The organism is Microbispora catharanthi (assembly GCF_006334915.2).
Lineage (GTDB): Bacteria > Actinomycetota > Actinomycetes > Streptosporangiales > Streptosporangiaceae > Microbispora > Microbispora catharanthi.
Genome location: NZ_VDMA02000042.1, coordinates 1 through 16,440, shown reverse-complemented (window position 1 = coordinate 16,440; position 16,440 = coordinate 1). Strand labels below are relative to the sequence as shown.

Genomic DNA, 16,440 nt, shown 5'->3' with positions numbered 1-16,440 from the left:
AGGGCCCGTGGGCGACCCGCACCCCGAGCATGCCCAGTTGCAGGCGGATCGGATCTACCTGGGCTGGCAGTATGCGCTGCTGTACCCGGATCCCGGGCCGCCGCCCAAGCGACCGGCCAGGGAGGACGTCACCGAGCCTCCGGTGGACACCGAGTGGATCCACCGGGAGCGGCTCCAGAAGGATCTGCTCAACCGCCCCGTCAGGATCTTCCGTACCTTCATGGCCGTGGTGGCCGCGGGGATCCTCGTCCTCGGCGTGACCGGCCTGCTCACCTGGTCGTTCGTGATGCTGGGCCTGGTCGCCGCGGGCGGCGTGGCCGCCATCTGCACCTACGCCATCCGGCAGGGCGACCGTACGGTCAACGAGCGGCTCGACGAGCGCCGCCGCAAGGCGCTGCGGGAGCAGGAGCGCCGCCAGCGGGAGATCGTCACGGCTCAGGAGGAACACGCCGCGAAATACCGCGACTGGGCCGAGAAGAAGAACCGCTTCGACAGGCAGATCACCTGGTATGCCGTGGCCGTGCCCGACGACATCGACCGGGTCGACGTGGCCGGGGGCACGCTGACCGGCTGGTCGGCGCTGGTCACGCTGATCGGCGCGACCCGGCTCTACAGCGGCGGCCACCTGACCGTGCTCGACCTGTCGGAGGGCGCGATCGCCAAGGACCTGATCGAGCTGGCGCGCAGGGGCGGGGACGACCCGCTCGTCTGGGTGCTCCCGGTGGACCTGCCCCGGCTCGACCTGGGCGCGACGCTCAAGCCCGAGGCGTTCGCCGACGTGCTCGCCCACGTGGTGAGCGTCAGCGAGGAGACCAGCAGGGACATCGGCTTCGACAACGCGATCCTGGAGCGCGTGCTCGAGGTCCTGGGCGAGAACGCGACGATCAGCCAGGTCACCGCCGCCCTGCGGGCACTCGCACAGGTGGGCGACCCGCGCGACGACATGAAGGGCGGCCTGCTCACGGCGTCGCAGCTCGAACGCATCGGCACGCTGTTCGGCCGGGGCGTGGCCGACCGGGTGGTCATCGAGCGGGCCTGGGCGATGGAATCGCAGCTGCGCAAGCTGGAGACGCTGGGCTCGCAGGCCGTACAGCTGCCGCCCGCGCGGCTGCGGGTCGTCAGCATGGACCGGCAGGCGGGGGTCTTCGGCAACCGGGTGCTCGGGACCTACGTCGCGACCGCGCTCACGCACATCCTGCGCCAGTCGCCGGCCAGTGAGCGGCCCTGGTATCACACGATCATCGTGGCGGGCGCGGACAAGCTGCGCGGCGACGTGCTCGACCGGCTCATGGACGCCTGCGAGACCTCGCGCACCGGGCTCGTGCTGACCTATCGCAGCCTCACCCCGACCGTGCGGGAGCGCCTCGGCCGGGGACACGCGGCGGTCGCGTTCATGCGCCTGGGCAACGCCGAGGACGCCCGGGTGGCCAGCGAGCACGTCGGCACCGAGCACCGCCTGGAGCTCGCCCAGCTCACCGAGACGTTCAGCTCGGCGGTCAACGGCCCGAGCGGCTTCTACACCTCCACCGTCGGCGAGAGCCGTACGGAGGGGGAGGACATGAGCGAGGGCGACCTGCGGGAGGACATCACCGAGTCGACCGAGTGGGGACGGCGCGCGCCCACGGTCGCCGACGGGGTCCTGCAGCGGTCGCGGGAGTTCCTGGTCGAGCCGCACCAGCTCCAGCAGCTCCCCACGACCTCCGTGATCATCACCTACTCGACGGCGGAGGGCCGCCAGGTGCGCCTCGCCGACGCGAATCCGGCGATACTCACCTTCCCCAAGACGACGCTGGGAGAGTTCGAGGAGATCCGGAGGGCCGCCCTCGCGCCCCCCGAGCCCGAGCCGGAGCCGGAGCCGGAGGAGCCTGTGCTGCCCGATGTGCCCCCGAACCTCGGCCCGCCGCCGCCTCGCCTCGACTGGCGCAAGCGGTCATGAGCAGGCCCGCGTCCGCTGCCCGATGTGCCCCCACTGCGCTTCCCCACGGTCGGTCCGCCGCCGCCCCGCCTCGACCGGCGCAAGCGGTCATGACCGCTCCCGAAACGTCGTACGCGCCCATGACACCGTCCGCTGTCGGTAAGGGCATCGTCAACCGGGGTGTGCGGGCGTGATCGTTGAAGGAGTCTCTCCCCTGTTCGTCGTCACCTGAGGGGTCTGATGCAGCCGTTTCCCCTGAGCGGGCCGTGGTACCGGATTCAGGCGATCACAGCCCCATCGCGTAGTTCGTCCGCGGAGTGGGACTTCGTCACGGTGCTCCCCGCGGTCCTGTCCGCCGCGCAGCGCAACCGGCCGTTCGTCATCGGCTGGCTGTCGCGGGGTTCGGGTGCGCCGCTGGAGCTCATCACCAACGCGGGACCGCTCACACCGCCCAAGCCGCCCAAGCGGGCGGCGTCCACACCGGAGCCGCCGGTCACCGGCCCGCAGCCGCTGCTGTTCCCCGGCGGCGCGCGCGGCGTGGAGATCGGCGACGAGTGGCTGGCCGACCTCGCCGACCTCGTCTGGACGCCGTGTCCGGGCCGTCAGGCCCCGCCGCTCTACGGCAGGCGCGAGCCGGAGCCCGACGAGCCCAAGCGGCCCACGCTGTTCGAGTCGACGCTGGTCACGCTCATGTCCCGGCCGTTCGCGTGGGTGGTGGTCGCCGAGCCGACCGACCTGCTCGACGCCGAGGTGGCCCACCTGCGCACCCAGCTCAACGTGCTGCGCCAGTACGGCGACGCCTCGGAGCGGTCGCGCTTCGACGCCGAACGGGCCGAGCGCAGGATGCAGGAGCTGGACGCCTTCCGCGAGGCCGGACTGTGGAACGTCCGGGTGCTCGCCGGTGCGGCCGGCCCCGACGAGCTGCGCCAGATCGCTCCGGTGCTGGTCGGCTCGGTGGAGATGAGCCACCACCCCTACCGGCTGCGCAGCGCGATGTCGCTGCCCGCCCTGACCGGCGACGGCACCTGCGAGTCGGTGTACGGCTTCAGCGAGGCGCTGGCCGTCAACCTGCAGGATTCGGCCGACGGTGCGGCGGCGCCGTTCGCGGCGACGGCCGGGGCGCTCGCCGCGCTCGCCGGGCTGCCGCGCCGTGAGGTGCCGGGGGTCCGGGTGCTCGACGCGGGCTTCTTCGACGTGACGAGCGAGGCCGAGGTCGAGGGCTCTGCGGAGACCGTCGACCTCGGCGCGATCGTCGACGGGCAGGACCGCGCCGTCGGAGCGTTCCGGGTGCCGCTGGCCACGCTGAACCGCCACGCCTTCGTCACCGGCGCCACCGGCTCGGGCAAGTCGCAGACCGTGCGTCACCTGCTTGAGCAGCTCACCAAGGCGGGCATCCCGTGGCTGGCGATCGAGCCGGCCAAGTCGGAGTACGCCGCGATGGCCGGCCGGGTCGAGCACCTGGCGCCGCTGACCGTCATCAACCCCTCGGCGCCCGACAACGTGCCGATCAGCGTCAACCCGCTCGCGCCCGAGCCCGGCTACCCCGTGCAGGCCCACATCGACATGGTCAGGGCGCTGTTCATGGCGGCGTTCGACGCCGAGGAGCCGTTCCCGCAGATCATGTCGCTGGCGTTGCAGCGCGTCTACGAGGCCAACGGCTGGGACGTGGTCACCGGGGGCGGCATCCCGGGGGCCGCCGTGCAACCGGCCGTGCCGACCCTGGAGCAGCTCCAGCAGCACGCGCTGGAGGTCATCCAGGAGATCGGGTACGGCAACGAGGTCCAGGCCGACGTCGAGGGCTTCATCAGCCTGCGCCTGCGCAGCCTTCGCGTGGGCAGCGCGGGCCGGTTCTTCGAGGGCGGCCACCCGGCCGACATCGGCGGCCTGCTCCAGCGCAACGTCGTGCTCGCGATCGAGGACGTGGCCAACGACGAGGACAAGGCGTTCCTCATGGGCACGCTCATCATCCGCATCGTCGAGCACCTGCGGATGCGCGCCCGCTCGGAACCGCGGGCCGAGGACGGCGTCGGCGGCCTGCGGCACGTCATCGTCATCGAGGAGGCCCACCGGCTGCTGCGCGACCGCGGCTCCCAGCGGGCCTCCACACATGCCGTCGAGTTGCTGGCCGGGATGCTCGCCGAGATCAGGGCGTACGGCGAGGGCATCATCGTGGCCGAGCAGATCCCCACCAAGCTCGTCTCCGACGTGGTGAAGAACACCGCGCTCAAGGTCGTGCACCGGCTCCCGGCCGAGGACGACCGCGCGCTCGTCGGCGCGGCCATGAACCTGAGCGAGGACCAGTCGCGCCAGGTGGTGTCCCTCCAGCCGGGCTTCGCCGCCGTGTTCGCCGACGGCATGGACCGCCCGCTGCGCGTCCGAGTGCCGCTGGGCGAGGACCGCGAGCGCGAGACGCTCGGCCCGGTGCCGCCGATCTGCGGGCGCCGCTCGGCCGCCTGCGGGCGCGAGTGCCGTACGGGGAAGGCGTGCACGCTGGTCGAACTGCGCGAGGCCGACCTGCTCGCGGTGGCCCCGGAGTGGGCGTGGCTGCGGATCTGGACCGACACGGTCGTCCTGGCGTTCGTGACGAACCGGTCGCTGCCGGGCGTGCCGCGCGTGCTCGCCGACATCTGGGCGGAGCTGCCGGCCAAGCGGCGCGAGTGCCTGCTGGCCACGCTGGTCGAGCGGTCGGTCGCGCGCCGCGCCTGGTCGCTGCGGACGTGGTTCGACCCCGCGCTGCTCACGGAGAAGGCCGCCGAGGTCGCCGCCGGGCTGCTGGCGGCGGGTCAGGCGGACGGCGGGGAGAGCGAGCCGCCGATGCGGGCGGGCGAGCGGCCGGGCGCGGCCTGGGTGATCCCGCAGGTCCGCTGGCTGCACGAGGTGGACAGGCTGTTCCCGTTCGGGCATCCCGCGCCCAACCTGCGCAGCCCGGCCCCGGCGATGGAGTATCCGCTGTTCGGCACCGACCCCGCCGGCCGGCCGTACCCGCATCAGGGGGTCAACGGCGCCGAGCCGGCCGAGGGCGGGGTCGCGGTCGGCGTGCGCACCGAGCTGCTCGGCCACCGCGCGAAGGCGCTGCGCCACCACCCGCTGTCGATGGAGGTGGACCGCAACCGCGCCCTGGCGTGGCGGGTCATCCTGGGCGACGACGAGCACGAGGGCATCCAGCGCGACGTGACGACGGTCGCCATCGGGGTGGAGCCGCGCGAGCGGGTCAAATACGTGGCCCAGACGATGAGCGCGGGCTGGCTGGAGACCGTGCTGTCGTGGCCCCGCCGGTTCGTCCTGCCGTTCGACGGCGACACCCCCGCGGAGCTGTCCTTCGGATCGTGACCTCCGCGCAGGCGACTAGGATCGCGGCATGAGTCAGCTTCCGTTGCGGGCGCAGCTCGCCAGCGCCCTGGGCCGCACGGCCGCGACGCTGTCCAGGGCCACCGGGCGTGGCGACGGCTCGGTGATCGGCGGCAGGGTCGGCCTCATGCTGGAGCCCGACCTGCTGCGCAAGCTCGCGGCCGACCGCAAGCTCGTCCTGGTCAGCGCGACGAACGGCAAGACCACGACGACGCGTCTGATCACCTCGGCGCTGCAGGAGTTCGGCGACGTGGCGACGAACGCCTTCGGCGCCAACATGCCCGCCGGGCACGTGTCGGCGCTCGCCTCCAACAAGGACGCGCCATACGGCGTGCTGGAGGTCGACGAGAAGTACCTCCCCGAGGTCCTCGACACGACCAACGCCGGCATCGTCTGCCTCATGAACCTGAGCCGCGACCAGATGGACCGGGCGGCCGAGATCTGGCTGCTGGCCCAGAAGTGGCGCCGCGCCCTCGCGGGCAGGCCCGCGCACGTGATCGCCAACTGCGACGACCCGCTGGTCGCCTGGGGCGCGTCCACCGCCGCGCGGGTCACCTGGGTGGCGGCGGGGCAGCGCTGGCGCGAGGACTCCTGGTGCTGCCCCGAGTGCGGCGGCCCGCTCGACCGCGCCGGGTTCGGCAACGGCGGGCAGAGCCTCACCCCGGTGCAGATCGCCGACACCAACTGGGCGTGCCGAGAGTGCACCTTCCACCGGCCCGAGCCCAGCTGGGTGCTCGACGGGGAGTACGTGACCGACCCCCGGGGTCAGCACTGGCGCCTGGACCTCCAGCTTCCCGGCCAGGCCAACCGGGCGAACGCCGCCATGGCGCTGGCGGTCGCCGAGACCGTCGGCCTCGACCCCGCCCGGGCGCTGCCCAGGCTGCGTACGGTCGCCTCCGTCGCCGGGCGCTACACGACCGTCGAGCGGGACGGCCGGTCGCTGCGGCTGCTGCTGGCCAAGAACCCGGCGGGCTGGCTGGAGGCGTTCGACGTCGCCGACCCGGCGCTGCCGATCGTCTTGTCGGTGAACGCGCAGGGGCCGGACGGCCGCGACACCTCCTGGCTGTGGGACGTCGACTACCGCATCCTGCGCGGCAGGCCCGTCCTCGTCACCGGTGAGCGCCGCCTCGACCTCGCGCTGCGGCTGGCCGTGGCCGGGGTCCCCTTCCAGCTCTGCGACTCGTTCGAGCAGGCGGTGGCCCTCCTCGCGCCCGGCAAGATCGACGTGATCGCCAACTACACCGCGTTCCAGCAGATCCGAGCGGAGTTCGGCCGTGCAGTCTGAATTGTCCATCGTCTGGATCTATCCCGACCTCCTCAGCACGTACGGGGACCAGGGCAACGTCCTGGTGCTGGAGCAGCGGGCCCAGGCCCGGGGCATCGCGACCAGGACCGTCCACGTACGGTCGTCCGACCCCGTGCCGCAGCAGGGCGACGTCTACCTGATCGGCGGCGGCGAGGACCGGCCGCAGATCCTCGGGGCCGAGCGGCTGCGCCGGGACGGCGGCCTGCACGCCGCGATCCAGCGCGGCGCGGCCATGCTGGCGGTCTGCGCCGGCTACCAGATCATGGGCACGGTGTTCGGCGGCGAGGAAGGGCAGCCGGTGCCCGGCATCGGGCTGCTGGACATCAGCTCGGGGCGGGGCGAGCGGCGCGCGGTCGGCGAGCTGGCCGCCGAGGTGGACCCCGCGCTGGGGCTGCCCACGCTGACGGGCTTCGAGAACCACATGGGCGTGACCAGGCTCGGCCCCGGAGTGCGCCCGCTGTCGCGGACCCTCGTCGGCACCGGCAACGGCGACGGCACGGAGGGCTGCTACGCGGGCCGTGTCATCGGCACCTACCTGCACGGGCCGGCGCTCGCCCGCAACCCCGCGCTCGCCGACCTGCTGCTGAGCTGGGTGACCGGACCGCTGCCCCCGATCGACGACAGCTGGTATCAGGCGCTGCGCGACGAACGGCTGCGCGCGGTGCTGCCGAGCTGACCGGGCCGTAGATCCTGGCCGGTCAGCAGATGCTGGCCGGTCAGTAGATCAACGCCTGTACGCCCTCGCCCAGGACCTCCTCGACGAACGTGGAGGCCCCGGCGATGCGCACGCCGTCGATCACGTCGTCCACGGTGATGCCCCGGCGGGCGGCGCACTGGGTGCACAGCGTGACCCTGCCCGCGGCGAGCACGGCGTCGAGCATGTCCTCCAGCGGGGCGGCCTCGGCCAGGGTGAACTCCTTGGCCCGCCCCGGCAGCGCGAACCACGAGGACTCGCCGGTCAGCCACAGCGAGACCGGGACACCGCTCGCCAGCGCGGCCGCCGCCACCGTGAACGCCTGGTTGCAACGCTCCGGGGCGTCCGCCCCGGCCGTGACCTTGATGACCAGTGATCGTGCCATGCTGCGAGCCTAGTCCGCCGGGGTCGCCGGCGCGCCGCCGCGTGCCGTACAAGTTGGGCAATCGGCGCATGCCGCGCGTGGTGCGAGGGGCCGCTCGCGCGCCTCTAAGCTCGTCTCCATGGACGTACATCCCGACCTCGAGCCGATCGCCTTCCTCCTGGGCCGCTGGGAGGGGGCCGGGGTGATCGGCTATCCCACCATGGAGAGCGCCAACTTCGGCCAGGAGATCGTCTTCGGGCACAACGGGAAGCCGTTCCTGACCTATCAGAGCCGCACGTGGCTGCTCGACGCTGAGGGCAACAAGGTCCGGCCTCTGTCCACCGAGACGGGGTTCTGGCGGATCCAGCCCGAGCGCCAGATCGAGGTGTGCCTCGCGCACCCGACCGGCATCGTGGAGATCTACGTGGGGGAGGTCGTCTTCCACAAGATCGAGCTGCGTACGGACGTGGTCGCGCGAACCACGACGGCGAAGGATTACAACGCGGGCCACCGGCTCTACGGCCTGGTCAACGGCAGCCTCATGTACGCCTACGACATGGCGGCGATGGGGCACCCGCTGCAGTCGCACGCCTCGGCGGAGCTCAAGCGGGTCGGCGACTTCGACGAGTAGAAGAAAAGAAAGAACCCCGGGCGCGCTCCGCCTCCTGAAGAGGCGGGCCGGCTGGACCATGGCCGGGACGAGGTCGTCCGCGGCCGCCGGCCGCCCGGGGTTCCGGTGTCTGTCGAGGATTCGCCAGGACGTCGTACGACATCCAGACGGAAGGTCCAGATGGACGAGTCCTAGCGGACAGCCACCTCGCTAGCCCAAGAATGATCAACCATTATTCGGACCACCTCCCTTCTGCGTGCCTTCACGCTATGCGAGCGCCCCACGCGCGGGCAAACGATTAATGCGATGAACTTCGAGCCTCTCCCGCGGCAGCCGGGGAGACGCCCCCGGGGACGACTTACACTCTGGGACATGGCCGAGACTTGGCACGAGGAGCTGCGGGCCCGCGGCTACCGGATCACCCCCCAGCGCCAGCTCGTGCTGGAAGCGGTCACCGAGCTGGGACACGCCACGCCCGAGGACATCTGCTCCCGCGTGCAGCAGACGGCCAGGGGCGTCAACATCTCGACCGTCTACCGGACCCTTGAGCTCCTGGAGGAGCTCGGGCTGGTCACCCACACCCATCTCGGCCACGGCGCTCCCACCTATCACCTCGCCTCCGAGGCCGACCACGTCCACCTCGTCTGCCGGGGGTGCGGCGAGGTCACCGAGGTGCCTCCGGAGATGGTGGACGGCCTCGTCTCGGCCCTCGACGCCGAATTGGGCTTCGCCACCGACGTCCGCCATCTCACCGTCTTCGGCCATTGCCGCAAATGCCGTCTTTGACTATCGTGGGGCGTTTTGGGGTGATGCCCCGGGGCCGGTAGCGTGACGAGTGGCGCACTACGCCGATTCGTCAGGAGATGAGGGTGACCGTTCCCGCGGAGGCCGCCAGGCGGCGCATAGTTGAGCTTTTCCTGTCCAGCGAGGAGCGGCTGCTCCAGCGGTGGACCCAATTGTCCGGAGCGTCTCCCGACGAACTCCGTGACCTCTACCAGGCGATGCGTACCGCGCTCAGCAGCGAGGACGGAGACTTCGCCGACGTACGCGGGCTGCTCGCCGAGCTCTCCCGCGCCCGCGTCCGGCAGGGGCACACGCCCTCCGACACCGCGCGGCTCGTGTTCTCGCTCAAGGAGGCGTTGTACGAGGTGGCCGAGACCGACGGCGGTCCGGACGCGTTGCGCGGGTTCGTATGGTTCTCCCGGCTCGTCGACGACCTGGGCCTGTACACCTTCGAGACCTACACCGCCGCTCGCGAGAAGATCATCTTCGACCAGGCCGAGCAGCTGCTCGAGTTGTCGACGCCGGTGGTGAAGCTGTGGGAGGGCATCGTCGCCGTGCCGCTCGTCGGCACGCTCGACTCGGCCCGCACCCAGGTCGTCATGGAGAAGCTGCTCCAGACCCTGGTCGACACGGGCTCGGAGCACGCGGTCATCGACATCACCGGTGTGCCCGCCGTCGACACGCAGGTCGCGCAGCACCTGCTCAAGACCGTCGTCGCCGCCCGCCTGATGGGTGCGGAGTGCGTCATTTCCGGCATCCGCCCGCAGATCGCGCACACGATCGTCACGCTGGGCATCGAGTTCGGCGACATCGTCACCAAGGCCTCGCTGGCCGACGCTCTCGCGTACGCCCTCGGGCGGAGCGGCGTGGAGATCACGGGCGCCGCGCGGACGCGGGTCGCGGTCAGGGCGGAGCGCGCCTGATGGAACGTGTGCCGATTCTCAAGCTCGGCGACATCCTGATCGTCTCGATCCAGATCGACCTGGACGACCAGAGCGTGCTGGCCCTGCAGGAGGACCTGGCAGACATGGTGGTCTCCTCGGGTGCGCGAGGGGTCATCATCGACATCACGGCCGTCGAGATCGTCGACTCGTTCATCGGCCGCATGTTCTCCACGATCGCCGCGATGACCCGCATGCTCGACGCGGAGACCGTGGTGGTCGGCATGCGTCCCGCGGTGGCGATCACACTGGTCGAGCTGGGGCTGTCGCTCGGCGGCGTGCGCACGGCCCTCAACCTGGAGAAGGGCGTCGCGATGCTGGAGCACGTCAGGGGCGCCGCGGGGTGAGCGCGCCCCGGGAGCTGCCCATCGCCACCAACGGTGACGTCGTAGTCGTACGTCAGCAGGTCAGAAGCCTCGCGGCCGAGATAGGGCTCTCCCTGGTCGACCAGACGAAGATCGTGACCGCCGCCAGCGAACTCGCCAGGAACGCCCTCGTGCACGCCGGGGGAGGCCGGGTGCTGATCGAGGTGCTGGAGGGCGGGCGGCGGCCGGGCCTGCGGCTCGTCTTCAGCGACGAGGGGCCGGGCATCCCGGACGTCGAGCAGGCGCTGACCGAGGGCTGGAGCACCGCCGGGGGGCTGGGACTCGGTTTGAGCGGATCGCGGCGGCTCGTGGACGAGTTCGACCTCGTCTCCGCTCCCGGCGAGGGCACCCGCGTGACGGTGACCAAGTGGGCCCGGTGACATGACCATGACGCACCGGCACGAGGACGTCTGGGTGTCCACCGCGGACCCGAGTGTGATCGGCGCGGTGCGCAGGACGGCGGTCGCGCTGGCCACGGCCGCCGGGTTCGACCAGAACCGCACCGGCCAGGTCGCGGTGGCGGTGACCGAGGCGGTCTCGAATCTGGTCAAGCACGCGGTGGAGGGCGCCGTGCTCGTGCGCCCCCACCTGGAACGGCCTGGCGCGGTCGAACTCGTGGCCGTCGACAAGGGCCCGGGAATCGCCGACCTCGGCCGCGCCCTGCGGGACGGCTACTCCACCTCGGGCACGCTCGGCATCGGTCTCGGCGCGATCGCCCGCATGGCCACCGGCTGGGACGTCTACTCGGTGCCCGGCAGGGGCACCGTGCTGGTCCTGCACTTCACCGCGGACGGCCTGCCCGGCCCGCCGCTGCGGGTGAGCGGGCTGCGCCGCCCCATCGGCGAGGAGAGCGTGTGCGGCGACTCCTTCGCCTTCGCCGACGACGGCGACGCGATCAGCGTGCTCGTCTGCGACGGGCTCGGCCACGGCGGTCTCGCCGCGCACGCCTCCCGCGAGGCCGTACGGATCTTCATGGAGGATCCGCACGCCCTTCCGGCCGCCGCTCTCGAACGCCTGCATCGGGGACTGGGCCACACGCGGGGCGGGGCGGTCGCGGTGGTGCGGGTCGACCGCGAGAGCGTCACGTTCGCCGGGCTGGGCAACATCTCGGGCTGGATCGCCCACGCCGAAGGCCGCCAGGGGATGATCTCGCTGCCCGGCATCGCCGGGCACAAGGGCAGGCATCCCCGGCAGTACGAGTACGCGCTGCCGCCGCACGCCACGGTGGTGCTCCACTCCGACGGTCTCACCGACCGCTGGGACCCCGTCTCCTTCCCCGGACTGTTCGTCCATTCCCCGGCCGTGGTGGGCGCGACCCTGCTGCGCGACGCGGGCAGCCGCAGGGACGACGCCTGCGTCGTGACCGTCAAACAGGGGCAGTGATGGGCGAGGTGCTCACCCGCGCGGAGATCAGCAGGGACCAGGACGTCTTCGCCGTACGGCAGCTGGGCCGCCGGATCGCCGAACTCGTCGGGCTGGAGTCCCAGGACCAGATCCGGGTGGCGACGGCGCTCAGCGAGATCGGCCGTGAGGCGCTGGCGCGGGGCGCCGGGAGCGCCGTCGTCTTCGCTCTGCGTGAGGATCGGCTGGTCATCACCCTGGACTATCTCGACGGTGCCGACGTGCGGGAGAGCGAGGGTGTGAAGCTGGCCGGTCGCATGGTCGACGAGATCGCGCTCTCGGCCGAGGACAGACGCGTCACGCTGGTGAAGCGGGTGCCCGAGAGCCGCAGGCGGCGACCGCTCGACGGCATTCGCGCGGAGCTGGCCCGTCTCTCGCCTCCCACGGCGGCCCTGGACGTGCTGCGTGAGCAGAACAGGGAGCTGGCCGGCACCCTGGAGGAGGTGCTTCGGCTCAACGCGGAGCTGGCCGAGACCAACCAGGGAGTCCTGGCGCTCTACAACCAGCTGTCGGCCGAGCTGGAGGAGACCAACCGCGGCGTCGTGGCGCTCTACGCCGAGCTCGACGAGAAGTCGTCCCAGCTCCGGCAGGCGGCCGAGGCCAGGCAGCGGTTCTGGGCCAACGTGAGCCACGAGCTGCGGCTGCCGCTGACCTCGATCATCGGGCTGGTCCGGCTGCTGCTCGGCTCCGGCGCGGAACCGCTCACCGAGGAGCAGCAGCACCAGATCACCCTCGTCGGCACCTCCGCGGAGACCCTGCTGGCGCTCGTGGGAGAGCTGCTCGACCTGGCCAAGGCCGAGTCCGGGCGGCTGGACCCGCACCCGTCGATGGTGGACGTGGTCGCCCTGGCCGAGGGGCTGCGCATGACGCTCCAGCCCGCCGGCCGGGCCGACGGAGTCACGCTGTCGGTCGACGTGTCGGACGAGATCGGCGAGATGTTCGTCGACGAGACCATGCTGACCACCATCCTGCGCAACCTGCTGTCGAACGCGCTGAAGTTCACCGAGTATGGGGAGGTGCGGCTGACGGCCGTAGTGGACCCCGCGATGGCCGAGGTCGTCTTCACTGTCGCCGACACCGGCGTGGGCATTCCCCCCGAGCACCTGGAGCGCGTTTTCGAGGAGTTCTTCCAGGTGCCCGGGTCGCTGCAGCTCAAGACGAAGGGCACCGGCCTCGGCCTGCCGTACGCCCGGAGGCTGGCGGAGGCGCTCGGCGGCACGCTGGAACTGGCGAGCAGGCCGGGTGAGGGCACCACGGCGACGCTGCGGGTGCCGCACAGCATGGCCAGCCCGGAGGTGGGCCGGGTGCTCGTGGCCGACGACGACGCGGGCTTCCGTGCGGTGGCCCGGCGGATGCTCTTCGGCTTCGCGGCCGGGGTGGACGAGGCGGCCGACGGCGTCGAGGCCCTGAACCTGATGCGTGAGCACCCCCCGGAGGTGGTCCTGGTCGACCTGCTCATGCCGCGCCTCGACGGCACGGCGCTGCTGCACAAGATGGCCGAGGACGACGTCCTGTGCGGCGTCCCCGCGGTCGTCGTGTCGGTGGTGTCCGAGCAGCCGGGAGCGTCTCACCCGGTGCTGTCCAAGCACGGACTGCGCAGGGACCAGCTTCTGGAGGCGATCCGGGAGGCCGTACGCGACGAGGCCGGACGACGTGCCGGGAGCGTGAAGGGCGACAGGGGTGGGGCTCATGATTGACGCCGCGGCGACGGTGCTGGTAGTCGACGACATCCCCACCAAGCGCTACATCCTGGCGAGCTGGTTGCGCCGTGGCGGGCACCGGGTCGTCGAGGCCGGCGGCGGCGAGGAGGCGCTGGCCGTCGTCGGCGTGCTCAAGCCCGACCTCGTCATCCTCGACGTGCGGATGCCCGACGTGGACGGCATCGAGGTGTGCGAGAAGATCAAGGCGAATCCGGAGACCGCCTCGATTCCGGTGATCCAGGTGTCCGGAAACGCCGTCACCCCGGCCGACCGCGCCGAGGGGCTGGAACGCGGAGCCGACGCGTACCTGTCGGAGCCGATCCAGCCCGACGAGTTCGCCGCGACGGTGCGGGCGACCCTGCGCTACTACCGGGCGCGGCAGCGTGCCGAGCGGATGGCGGCCAGGCTGAGCGAGCTGGCCGAGATCACACTGGAGATGAACCAGGCGGAGGACTTCGAACGCCTCCTGTCGGTGGCCGCCGAGGGCTGCTCCCGCCTGCTGGAGCGTTACTCGCGGGTGCTGGCGATCCCGCCGGACGGGAGAGTGCGCAGGTTCTCCGCCCGGCCGGGGGAGCGTGCAGCGGCGAGGTTGGTCCATCCCGACACCCTGGAGCGGCTGAGCATCATCTCCATCGGGGAGTCGCCCGGAGTGCAGACATTCGAGATCGACAACGCGACCTGGGCCCGCGTCGTCCCCGACAGCGACGTCGTCGCGCGCGTGTCCGGCGTGCTGTGCCGTACGAAGACGGGCCGGCCGCCGGTGTTCCTCGGGGTGGAGGCGGGCTCGCCGCTCGACGGCGAGGAGCTGAGCCTGCTGCGGCAGCTCGGTCAGGCGCTGGCGCTGGCGGTCGACGCGGCCCGCGCCTACGCGGAGGAGCACACGATCGCGCTCACGTTGCAGCGCAGCCTGCTGCCCGCAGAGATCCCCCGGATTCCCGGCCTGCAGATCAGCGTGCGCTACCAGCCGGCGGTGGACAACGTGGAGGTGGGCGGCGACTTCTACGAGGTCCTGCCCCTCGGCGATCGGGTCCTGGTCGCGCTCGGCGACGTGCAGGGCCACTCGCTGCACGCCGCCACCGTGATGGCGGAGCTGCGCAACGCGCTGCGGGCGTCGGTGATCGACGCCGTCGATCCCGCCGGGTCGATGAGCCTGCTCAACGCCGTCCTGCGGCGCTACCACCCCGGCATGACGGCGACCGTCTGCCTGATGCTGATCGATCCCGCGACGGGGGAGAGCGAGATCGTCAACGCCGGCCACATCCCGCCGCTGCTGGCCGGGAAGGGGGCGGCCTATCACCGGTTCGGCAACCTGCTGCTCGGCGTGGCCCACGAGGATTATCGGGTCGACCGGGTCCGGCTGCCCGAGGACTCCACCGTTCTGATGTTCACCGACGGGTTGATCGAGGACCGCGACAAACTGCTCGACGAGAGCCTGGAGATCGCCCGGCAGCAGGCCGAGGACGTGAGCGACGACCTGGAGGGCTTCTGCGACCGGCTCATCGCCACCTTCGGCGCGCGCGAGGACGACGTGGCGCTGGTCGCCGTCCGTCGAGTGCCGTTCTGAGGCGTCATCCACAGGCCGAGTGTCGTCCACAGGTGAGCCTGCCGCCGCCACGCCGGCCGTGCGGGACCGAATAGCCTTGAACGCATGCGGAGCCCTTTGCTTGACACACCCGGCGCGGTGGCCGCGCAGGCGCCGGACGAGACGGTCGCGGCCCACTACGGCGATCCCTATGCCGAGCAGCGCGCGCTGGCGGGCGGGCGGGCGCTGGTCGACCGGAGCAATCGCGAGGTCGTGCGGATCACCGGGCCCGACCGGCTGAGCTGGCTCAACAGCCTCAGCTCGCAGAAGCTCGACACGCTCCAGCCGGGCACGCCCACCCAGACCCTGCTGCTCGACCCGCAGGGCCGCGTCGAGCACCACCTCACGCTCGTGGACGACGGCGAGGCCGTGTGGGCCCATGTGGAGCCGGGCACCTCGGCCGAGCTGGTCGCCTTCCTGGAGAAGATGCGGTTCATGCTGCGTGTCGAGGTCGCCGACGTCACCTCGGACTACGCGGTGGTCTCCCTCACCCCGCCTTCTCCGGACGAGAGCGCCGACGCGCTCGGCGTGGCCGTGGAAGGAGCCGTCGCGATCGGCGGCGACCTGCTCGTGCCGCGCGAGCGGCTGGGCGGCCTTCCGGACGCGCTGGGCCTGCGTCCCGCCGGTCTGTGGGCCTACGAGGCGCTGCGTATCGCCGCGCACGTGCCCAGGCTCGGGTTCGAGACCGACCACAAGACGATCCCCCACGAGATCGGCTGGATCGACGTGGCCGTGCATTTGAGCAAGGGGTGTTACCGGGGGCAGGAGACGGTCGCCCGGGTGCACAACCTCGGCCACCCACCCCGCCGCCTGGTCTTCCTGCACTTGGACGGCAGCGTGGACGAGCTGCCCCCGCACGGCGCCCCGGTGACCCTCGGCGTCGGCACGCCGGTCGAGGCCGAGCCGGAGGCCGCCGTGGAGGGCTCCGCCGAGCCCGGGCAGATCGGCTTCGTGGGCTCGTCGGCCCGTCACCACGAGCTGGGCCCGATCGCCCTCGCGGTCGTGAAGCGTACGGTGCCGGTGGACATCGACCTGCTGGCCGGCGGTGTGGCGGCGAGCCAGGAGATCGTGGTGCCGCCGGACGCCGGGCGCAACGTGAAGATCGATCCCGCCCTCCGCCGCCGCGTCCGCTAGGAGATCGCTAAGGGCGAGCCCACCACCTGCGGGTGCACAGGGCCGCGAGCACGGCGCCCGCCGCGTTGAGGATCACGTCGTCCACGGAGCTCACCCGCCCGAGCCGCAGGCCGTACTGAAGGAGTTCCACGCCGAGCGAGGCGGTGGCCGCGACGGCGGCCACCGCCGCAAGCGAGGCGAAGCGCGCGGAGCGGACCGGGAGCATCGCGCCGAGCGCGGCGAAGACCAGGAGGTTGCCGCCGATCTGCACGACCGCCGCTCCCGGTGACGACCGCGCGACCTGGCCCGCCAGGTCCA

General features: G+C 71.9%; 15 protein-coding genes. 13 read left to right on the top strand and 2 right to left on the bottom strand.

From position 1 onward, the window contains the following. Window positions 1-7: 7 nt before the first annotated feature. The 4 genes from FH610_RS41335 (at window position 8) to FH610_RS41320 (ending at window position 7,245) form a co-directional block, all read left to right on the top strand. Window positions 8-1,936: a hypothetical protein gene (locus FH610_RS41335; RefSeq protein ID WP_139580702.1), complete on the top strand. Its 1,929-nt coding sequence runs from the start codon at window positions 8-10 to the stop codon at window positions 1,934-1,936. Between the two features lie 219 nt (window positions 1,937-2,155). Then, a complete protein-coding gene (locus FH610_RS41330; RefSeq protein WP_139580701.1) occupies window positions 2,156-5,245 on the top strand; it encodes an ATP-binding protein in 3,090 nt (1,029 codons plus the stop codon). A gap of 28 nt (window positions 5,246-5,273) precedes the next feature. Beyond that, window positions 5,274-6,548 (top strand): MurT ligase domain-containing protein, encoded by a 1,275-nt coding sequence (locus tag FH610_RS41325; protein WP_139580700.1) that lies wholly within the window; start codon window positions 5,274-5,276, stop codon window positions 6,546-6,548. Further along, entirely contained in the window at window positions 6,538-7,245 is a 708-nt protein-coding gene (locus FH610_RS41320) for a type 1 glutamine amidotransferase (RefSeq protein ID WP_139580699.1), read from the top strand. Before FH610_RS41325 ends, FH610_RS41320 begins: the two co-directional genes overlap by 11 nt. 40 nt (window positions 7,246-7,285) lie before the next feature. On the opposite strand, the gene FH610_RS41315 is transcribed toward FH610_RS41320, so the two are convergent. Next, complete coding sequence (locus tag FH610_RS41315; RefSeq protein WP_139580698.1) at window positions 7,286-7,648, bottom strand: DsrE family protein; 363 nt, start codon at window positions 7,646-7,648, stop codon at window positions 7,286-7,288. 118 nt (window positions 7,649-7,766) lie between these two features. Here FH610_RS41315 and FH610_RS41310 point away from each other — a divergent pair, with 118 nt between their 5' ends. From FH610_RS41310 to ygfZ, 9 genes are all read left to right on the top strand, one after another. Then, window positions 7,767-8,258 carry a heme-binding beta-barrel domain-containing protein gene (locus tag FH610_RS41310; RefSeq protein WP_139580697.1) on the top strand — a complete coding sequence of 164 codons (492 nt, stop codon included), beginning with the start codon at window positions 7,767-7,769 and terminating at the stop codon, window positions 8,256-8,258. A 351-nt stretch (window positions 8,259-8,609) separates the two neighbouring features. Continuing rightward, entirely contained in the window at window positions 8,610-9,023 is a 414-nt protein-coding gene (locus FH610_RS41305) for a Fur family transcriptional regulator (protein ID WP_139580696.1), read from the top strand. Window positions 9,024-9,106: 83 nt separating this feature from the next. Then, complete coding sequence (locus tag FH610_RS41300) at window positions 9,107-9,943, top strand: STAS domain-containing protein (RefSeq protein ID WP_240809504.1); 837 nt, start codon at window positions 9,107-9,109, stop codon at window positions 9,941-9,943. After that, entirely contained in the window at window positions 9,943-10,308 is a 366-nt protein-coding gene (locus FH610_RS41295) for an STAS domain-containing protein (RefSeq protein WP_179155589.1), read from the top strand. The genes FH610_RS41300 and FH610_RS41295 overlap by 1 nt, the downstream gene beginning before the upstream one ends. Next, window positions 10,305-10,706, top strand: a complete 402-nt coding sequence (locus tag FH610_RS41290; protein ID WP_139580694.1) for an anti-sigma regulatory factor — start codon at window positions 10,305-10,307, stop codon at window positions 10,704-10,706. The genes FH610_RS41295 and FH610_RS41290 overlap by 4 nt, the downstream gene beginning before the upstream one ends. 1 nt (window position 10,707) lies before the next feature. Then, complete coding sequence (locus FH610_RS41285) at window positions 10,708-11,709, top strand: ATP-binding SpoIIE family protein phosphatase (protein ID WP_205826425.1); 1,002 nt, start codon at window positions 10,708-10,710, stop codon at window positions 11,707-11,709. Continuing rightward, entirely contained in the window at window positions 11,709-13,424 is a 1,716-nt protein-coding gene (locus FH610_RS41280) for an ATP-binding response regulator (RefSeq protein ID WP_139580693.1), read from the top strand. The genes FH610_RS41285 and FH610_RS41280 overlap by 1 nt, the downstream gene beginning before the upstream one ends. Then, complete coding sequence (locus FH610_RS41275; protein WP_139580692.1) at window positions 13,417-14,991, top strand: fused response regulator/phosphatase; 1,575 nt, start codon at window positions 13,417-13,419, stop codon at window positions 14,989-14,991. Before FH610_RS41280 ends, FH610_RS41275 begins: the two co-directional genes overlap by 8 nt. Before the next feature lie 84 nt (window positions 14,992-15,075). Continuing rightward, a complete protein-coding gene (gene ygfZ, locus FH610_RS41270) occupies window positions 15,076-16,143 on the top strand; it encodes a CAF17-like 4Fe-4S cluster assembly/insertion protein YgfZ (RefSeq protein WP_139580691.1) in 1,068 nt (355 codons plus the stop codon). Window positions 16,144-16,150: 7 nt separating this feature from the next. Here ygfZ and FH610_RS41265 read toward each other — a convergent pair. Next, window positions 16,151-16,440, bottom strand: a 290-nt coding sequence (locus tag FH610_RS41265; protein WP_139580690.1) for a VanZ family protein, incomplete at its 5' end; no start/stop codon positions are given.

Excerpts from the sequence above, each read along its gene's own strand:
- FH610_RS41330 (WP_139580701.1), top strand. The coding sequence starts at position 2,156 with ATGCAGCCGTTTCCCCTGAGCGGGCCGTGGTACCGGATTCAGGCGATC.
- FH610_RS41325 (WP_139580700.1), top strand. The coding sequence starts at position 5,274 with ATGAGTCAGCTTCCGTTGCGGGCGCAGCTCGCCAGCGCCCTGGGCCGC.
- FH610_RS41315 (WP_139580698.1), bottom strand. The coding sequence starts at position 7,648 with ATGGCACGATCACTGGTCATCAAGGTCACGGCCGGGGCGGACGCCCCG.
- FH610_RS41310 (WP_139580697.1), top strand. The coding sequence starts at position 7,767 with ATGGACGTACATCCCGACCTCGAGCCGATCGCCTTCCTCCTGGGCCGC.
- FH610_RS41305 (WP_139580696.1), top strand. The coding sequence starts at position 8,610 with ATGGCCGAGACTTGGCACGAGGAGCTGCGGGCCCGCGGCTACCGGATC.
- FH610_RS41295 (WP_179155589.1), top strand. The coding sequence starts at position 9,943 with ATGGAACGTGTGCCGATTCTCAAGCTCGGCGACATCCTGATCGTCTCG.
- FH610_RS41285 (WP_205826425.1), top strand. The coding sequence starts at position 10,708 with ATGACCATGACGCACCGGCACGAGGACGTCTGGGTGTCCACCGCGGAC.
- FH610_RS41280 (WP_139580693.1), top strand. The coding sequence starts at position 11,709 with ATGGGCGAGGTGCTCACCCGCGCGGAGATCAGCAGGGACCAGGACGTC.
- FH610_RS41275 (WP_139580692.1), top strand. The coding sequence starts at position 13,417 with ATGATTGACGCCGCGGCGACGGTGCTGGTAGTCGACGACATCCCCACC.
- ygfZ (WP_139580691.1), top strand. The coding sequence starts at position 15,076 with ATGCGGAGCCCTTTGCTTGACACACCCGGCGCGGTGGCCGCGCAGGCG.